The sequence below is a fragment of the Stenotrophomonas sp. DDT-1 genome (genome assembly GCF_001580555.1).
GTDB lineage: Bacteria > Pseudomonadota > Gammaproteobacteria > Xanthomonadales > Xanthomonadaceae > Stenotrophomonas > Stenotrophomonas sepilia.
The window spans coordinates 229,842-236,154 of sequence record NZ_LEKR01000001.1; the positions used below are offsets into that span (position 1 = coordinate 229,842).

General features: G+C 68.1%; 6 protein-coding genes. 3 read left to right on the plus strand and 3 right to left on the minus strand.

Annotated features, from left to right (window positions below; genetic code table 11):
• Positions 1–28: 28 nt before the first annotated feature.
• Both coaD and rsmD read right to left on the minus strand, forming a co-directional pair.
• Entirely contained in the window at positions 29–538 is a 510-nt protein-coding gene (gene coaD, locus AB839_RS01015; RefSeq protein ID WP_061477962.1) for a pantetheine-phosphate adenylyltransferase, read from the minus strand.
• A gap of 26 nt (positions 539–564) precedes the next feature.
• On the minus strand, positions 565–1,143 hold the full coding sequence (gene rsmD, locus AB839_RS01020) for a 16S rRNA (guanine(966)-N(2))-methyltransferase RsmD (protein WP_061477963.1): 579 nt from the start codon (positions 1,141–1,143) through the stop codon (positions 565–567).
• A 568-nt stretch (positions 1,144–1,711) separates the two neighbouring features.
• Here rsmD and htpG point away from each other — a divergent pair.
• Entirely contained in the window at positions 1,712–3,601 is a 1,890-nt protein-coding gene (gene htpG, locus AB839_RS01025; protein WP_061477964.1) for a molecular chaperone HtpG, read from the plus strand.
• Positions 3,602–3,730: 129 nt separating this feature from the next.
• Here the strand turns inward: htpG and AB839_RS01030 are convergent, their stop codons facing one another.
• A complete protein-coding gene (locus tag AB839_RS01030; protein WP_061477965.1) occupies positions 3,731–4,030 on the minus strand; it encodes a hypothetical protein in 300 nt (99 codons plus the stop codon).
• 129 nt (positions 4,031–4,159) lie between these two features.
• Between AB839_RS01030 and ftsY the strand changes: the two genes are divergently transcribed.
• Positions 4,160–5,446 carry a signal recognition particle-docking protein FtsY gene (gene ftsY, locus AB839_RS01035; protein WP_061477966.1) on the plus strand — a complete coding sequence of 429 codons (1,287 nt, stop codon included), beginning with the start codon at positions 4,160–4,162 and terminating at the stop codon, positions 5,444–5,446.
• A 102-nt stretch (positions 5,447–5,548) separates the two neighbouring features.
• Positions 5,549–6,313 (plus strand): A/G-specific adenine glycosylase (gene mutY, locus AB839_RS01040; RefSeq protein ID WP_061477967.1); only part of this gene is annotated, 765 nt, incomplete at its 3' end.

The window sequence follows — 6,313 nt, forward strand, 5'->3', positions numbered from 1 at the left end:
TACGTGATGGGGTGCAGGTACGGCGGGCTTACGACTGTGCCGCCTTCGCTTCGCGGACCTTGCGCAGGGCTTCGAGCACCGCGGCCGGCACGAAACCGGACACGTCGCCGCCCAGGCGCGCGATCTCGCGGACCAGCGAGGACGAAATGAAGCTGTGCTGCTCGGCCGGGGTCAGGAACAGGGTCTCGACCTCGGGAATCAGGTGGCGGTTCATGCTGGCCATCTGGAATTCGTACTCGAAGTCGGACACCGCGCGCAGGCCGCGCAGCAGCACCCCACCCTGGACCGAGCGTACGAAATGGGCCAGCAGGGTATCGAAGCCGATGACTTCGACATTGCCATGGTGGGCCAGGGCGCCACGCGCCAGCAGCACGCGCTGTTCCAGCGGCAGCGCCGGGCCCTTCGACGGGCTCTGCGCCACGCCGACCACGACCTTTTCGAACAGCGGCGCGGCCCGGCTCACAAGGTCGATGTGACCGTTGGTGATCGGGTCGAACGTGCCGGGATAGACGGCGATGCGGCGGTTGGCCACGGTCATGGGCGGTAGCAGATGTTCAGATGAGGTCAAAGTGTAGCAGTGGCACGGCGGTACAGGGCAAAGCGCACCTCACGGGTGCCGCCCTCACGGTGGAGCAGCCAGCCCTGCGGCAGCACCGGCACGTGGCCGGCCGGCGACTCCAGGTACAGCCAGGCGTCGGCGGTCAGGTGCCGCGGCAGCTGGGCCAGCACGTCCTGCCACAGGCCATCGGCGAATGGCGGGTCGATGAACACCAGATCGGCCTGCTGCGCGGGCGCACCCTGCAGCCAGCGCAGGGCATCGGCCTGCACGACGCTGATCTGGTCGCTGGCCTGCAGCTTGGCCACGGCGGCGGTCAGGTTGCGTCCCAGCTGCGCATCGCGCTCGACCAGGGTGGCGTGGGCGGCACCGCGCGAGACCGCTTCCAGGCCCAATGCGCCGCTGCCGGCGAACAGGTCCAGCACACGGGCCCCGCCGAGCTTGGGTATCAGCCAGTTGAACAGGGTTTCGCGCACACGATCGCTGCTGGGCCGCAGTCCCGGCAGGGTCGGCACCGGCAGGCGGGTATTGCGCCAGCGACCGCCGATGATGCGGACCTGGCCGTCATTGCCCCCGCGGCCGCTCACCGGCGCCCCCGGCGGGGTTCATTCGAGAAATTCACCATGAGCGGGATTGTAGTTCGGCCGGGCGGCGCCCGGGGACGCGCCAACGCATGCGCGCTGTCGCTCCCACGCTTCGCTGCGCGAAACGCGGGCCCCACTGACCAGCTTCCACACCCCCGCCGCTTCGCGGCCGCCCCCTGACTCAGGGGGCCCCACCCCAGACGCGATCCGATGCTCGACATACAGGCCAGTTTTATTTCGATATCTGACAGATGTGTCGACCAAGGTCGACACCTACCAACAGCCGAGTGAACCTGTCAGAGGCGGGGCGGTGTGGGTTGGCAGGACCGTTGGCGCCATGGATGGCGCCATCGAGCCCCCATGGACGGGTTTACGGCGTGTCCTGCCAACCCACACCACCCCGCCATCCCACGGAATACCCGCTGTTGCTGTTGCTGTTGCTGTTCCATCGGCCTCTGCAGGTGCAGGGCTGCAAGCCCTGCCCGACCAGCCCCTTGATTTCGGGACAATCATCCCTACCCCTTGGCGAGGCCGCACGCGCTGGCGCGGCATTGCACATGGAGCCCTATCGATGACCGAGACCACCCAGACCGAAACCCTTGGCTTCCAGACCGAAGTCAAGCAGCTGCTGCAGCTGATGATCCACTCGCTGTACTCCAACAAGGAAATCTTCCTGCGCGAGCTGGTCTCCAACGCTGCCGACGCCGCCGACAAGCTGCGCTTCGAGGCCCTGACCCAGCCGGCGCTGCTGGAAGGCGACAGCGAGCTGCGCGTGCGCGTCAGCTTCGACGCCGCCGCCCACACCATCACCATCGAAGACAACGGCATTGGCATGAGCCGCGCCGAAGCCATCGCCCACCTCGGCACCATCGCCAAGTCCGGCACCGGCGACTTCCTGCGGCAGCTGTCCGGCGACCAGAAGAAGGATTCGCAGCTGATCGGCCAGTTCGGCGTCGGCTTCTACAGCGCCTTCATCGTCGCCGACGAAGTGGAAGTGACCTCGCGCCGCGCCGGCCTGGCTGCAGCCGAAGGCGTGCGCTGGAGCTCGCGTGGCGAAGGCGATTTCGAAGTGGCCACCGTCGACAAGGCCGAGCGCGGTACCCGCATCGTGCTGCACCTGAAGGAAGGCGAGCACGACTTCGCCGATGGCTGGCGCCTGCGCAGCATCCTCAAGAAGTACTCGGACCATATCGGCCTGCCGATCCAGATGCCGAAGGAAGGTGAAGAAGGCGCCGCCGTCGAGTGGGAGACCGTCAACCGCGCCAGCGCGCTGTGGACCCGCCCGCGCACCGAGATCAGCGACGCCGAGTACACCGAGTTCTACAAGCACGTAGCGCACGACCATAGCGACCCGCTGGCGTGGAGCCACAACAAGGTCGAGGGCAAGCTGGAGTACACCTCGCTGCTGTACGTGCCCGGCCGCGCGCCGTTCGACCTGTACCACCGCGATGCGCCCAAGGGCCTGAAACTGTACGTGCAGCGCGTGTTCGTGATGGACCAGGCAGAGCAGTTCCTGCCGCTGTACCTGCGCTTCATCAAGGGCGTGGTCGATTCCAACGACCTGTCGCTGAACGTCTCGCGCGAGATCCTGCAGTCCGGCCCGGTCATCGATTCGATGAAATCGGCGCTGACCAAGCGTTCGCTGGACATGCTGGAGAAGCTGGCCACCGACAAGCCCGAGCAGTACGCCACGTTCTGGAAGGAGTTCGGCCAGGTGCTGAAGGAAGGCCCGGCCGAGGACTACAACAACCGCGAGAAGGTGGCCGGCCTGCTGCGCTTCGCCTCCACCCGCGGCGACGGCGATGCGCAGAGCGTGTCGCTGGCCGATTACATCGGCCGCATGGCCGAAGGCCAGGACAAGATCTACTACCTCACCGGCGAGAGCTACAGCCAGGTACGCAACAGCCCGCACCTGGAAGTGTTCCGCAAGAAGGGCGTGGAAGTGCTGCTGCTGACCGACCGCATCGACGAGTGGCTGATGGGCTACCTGACCGATTTCGACGGTAAGGGCTTCGTCGACATCGCCCGTGGCGATCTCGACCTGGGCGCACTGGAAACCGATGCGGACAAGCAGGCACAGGAAGCGGCAGCAAAGGACAAGCAGGGCCTGGTCGAGCGGCTCAAGACGGTCCTGGGTGACGAAGTGGCCGAGGTGCGCGTGTCGCACCGCCTGACCGATTCGCCGGCGGTGCTGGCCATCGGCGAGCAGGACCTGGGCCTGCAGATGCGCCAGATCCTGGAAGCCAGCGGGCAGAAGGTGCCGGACAGCAAGCCGGTGCTGGAGATCAACCCGGGCCATCCGCTGATCGCCAAGCTCGACGCCGAAGCCGATGGCGCGCGCTTCGACGACCTCGGCCGGGTGCTGTTCGACCAGGCCGCACTGGCCGCCGGTGACAGCCTGAAGGACCCGGGCGCCTACGTGGCGCGCCTGAACAAACTGCTGCTGGAGCTGTCGGCCTGATCGAGGCGGTGGTCGCCGGGCATGGCCCGGCGGTGCCTTGGTAGAGGCCAACCTTGGTTGGCGCCCCAAAAGCGTGCCAACCAAGGTTGGCACCCACCAGGGGCGGCGGTTCGCGCCTGCGGAGGGGGTTCAGGCTTCGCGATCCAGCAGCGAGCCCAGCATCTGGTCCTGGCGGCGGATCACCGAGGCATTGGCGGCGAAGGCCACTACCTCGGCTTTCGCCGCCAGCAGATCTCCCAGCGGTGCACCGACATCGGCGCCGGCGGCAGTCACCGAGGCCTGCACCCCGCCCTGTCCAGTGGCACCGCGCTGCAACTGCAGGCGCTGCGCATCGGGGGTCGCCAGATTGGCCACGTTGTGCGCTGCCACCTGCACGCCCTGCTGGGCCGCACGCATGCCGCCTAGGGCGATTCCCATCACGTTGTTCATGGCGGTCTCCGGGCCGCTCCGCGCAACCCTCCGGACCGGTTAGCGGCCGGCCGGCCGCGACCTTGAGTCCACATCGGCCCGACAGGCCCGAGTGGTAGCATATCCCTCTGATTTCAGCGCCTTTTGCCAATGCTCAGTTTTTTCCGCCGCAAGAAGCCCCAGGATGCCCCCACCACGGAGGCGCCCAAGACCCAGCACTACTCGGCTGAAGAGCTGGCGGCGGCGTTCCCGTCGGCCGCCCCGGCCGAAGACGCACCCACCGCCGCGGTGGTCGAAGCCAAGGCACCGGAACCGGCCACCGTCGCCGTACAGGCCCCCGTCGCCGAAGTGCCTGCCGTGCCAGCTGCGCAGCCGGCCACCGCGTCCGAGGACGTCCAGGCTGAAGCGCTCGCTGCGGCCGCTGTGCTGGCTCCTCTGGCTCCGGTCATTCCGGTCGAGGAACCAACCGCCCCGGCCACCGACCTGCCGGCGCTGGTGGATGCCCCGCCGGCGCCCGCCGGCAAGCCCGGCTGGCGCGAACGCCTGCGCAACAGCGTCATCGCGCGCAGCTTCGGCGGCCTGTTCTCGCGCAACCCCAAGCTCGACGACGATCTGCTGGACGAGCTGGAAACCGCCCTGATCACCGCCGACGTCGGCGTGGGCGCCACCACCGATCTGGTCGAGGGCCTGCGCAAGCGCATGAAGTCGCGCGAGTTCGCCGACGCCAATGCGCTGCTGGCCGCGCTGCGCGCCGAGCTGATCGCGATCCTGCAGCCGGTGGCCAAGCCGCTGGTGATCGACCGCAACGCCAAGCCCTTCGTGGTGCTCACCGTCGGCGTCAACGGCGTCGGCAAGACCACCACCATCGGCAAGCTGGCCAAGCGCTTCAAGGATGACGGCCACAGCCTGATGCTGGCTGCCGGCGATACCTTCCGCGCCGCCGCCGTGGCCCAGCTGCAGGCCTGGGGCGAGCGCAACGGCGTGGCCGTGGTCGCGCAGGGGCAGAACGCCGATGCCGCTTCGGTGGCATTCGACGCGCTGCAGGCCGGCAAGGCCCGCGGCACCTCGGTGCTGATCGCCGATACCGCCGGCCGCCTGCACACCCAGTCCGGGCTGATGAACGAGCTGGGCAAGATCCGCCGCGTGCTCGGCAAGATCGACCCCACCGCCCCGCACGAAGTGCTGATGGTGATCGACGGCACCACCGGCCAGAACGCGCTGTCGCAGCTGCGCCAGTTCAATGCCGCAGTGAACGTGACCGGCCTGGTGGTGACCAAGCTGGACGGCACCGCCAAGGGCGGCGTGGTGTTCGCACTGGCCCGCGAGTTCGGCATTCCGATCCGCTTCGCCGGCATTGGCGAGCGCCCGGAAGACCTGCGCGTGTTCGACCCGGAAGCCTTCGTCGACGCCCTGCTGCCCGAAGCATTGGGCGCCTGATAGATCGCGCAGCCACCGCAATCTGGTGCAGCCACCCATGGGTGGCTCCACCAGGGCGAAGCAGAGCCACCCCATGGGTGGCTGCCTCCTTCCGGAACACTCATGCCCCGCCAGCCGCACGCAAGCGCCGACACTGCCCAGGAAGACGACTTCGTCGCCCGCCTGCTGCACTGGTTCGACGACCACGGTCGCCATGACCTGCCCTGGCAGCACCCGCGCAGCCCCTATCGGGTCTGGCTGTCGGAAATCATGCTGCAGCAGACCCAGGTGGCTACGGTCATCCCGTACTTCCAGCGGTTCCTGCAGCACTTCCCGACCCTGCCCGACCTCGCTGCCGCCAGCAATGACGCAGTGATGGCGCAGTGGGCCGGGCTCGGCTACTACGCCCGTGCACGCAATCTGCATGCCGCGGCAAAGCGCTGCGTGGAACTGCACGACGGCGACCTGCCGCGCGACTTCGATGCATTGCATGCCCTGCCCGGCATCGGCCGCAGCACCGCCGGTGCGATCCTCAGCCAGGCCTGGAACGAGCGGTTCGCGATTCTCGACGGCAACGTCAAGCGCGTGCTCAGCCGCTACCACGGCATCGACGGCTTTCCCGGCCTGCCGGCCATCGAGAAACAACTGTGGGCGATTGCCGAGGCGCACGTCGCGCAGGTGCCGGCCGGGCGCATGGCCGATTACACCCAGGCGCAGATGGACCTGGGCGCGACGGTATGCAGCCGGGCCAAGCCGGCCTGCGTGATCTGCCCGCTGCAGGACGCATGCGTGGCGCGGCGCGAAGGCCGCACCGCTGAACTGCCCACGCCCAAGCCCAGCAAGACCCTGCCCGAACGCGAAGCAGTTGCACTGCTGCTGCGCGACGCC

What these genes read in the sequence shown, in the direction of transcription:
- coaD (WP_061477962.1), bottom strand. Translation starts at nt 538, where the DNA reads ATGACCGTGGCCAACCGCCGCATCGCCGTCTATCCCGGCACGTTCGAC.
- htpG (WP_061477964.1), top strand. Translation starts at nt 1,712, where the DNA reads ATGACCGAGACCACCCAGACCGAAACCCTTGGCTTCCAGACCGAAGTC.
- AB839_RS01030 (WP_061477965.1), bottom strand. Translation starts at nt 4,030, where the DNA reads ATGAACAACGTGATGGGAATCGCCCTAGGCGGCATGCGTGCGGCCCAG.
- ftsY (WP_061477966.1), top strand. Translation starts at nt 4,160, where the DNA reads ATGCTCAGTTTTTTCCGCCGCAAGAAGCCCCAGGATGCCCCCACCACG.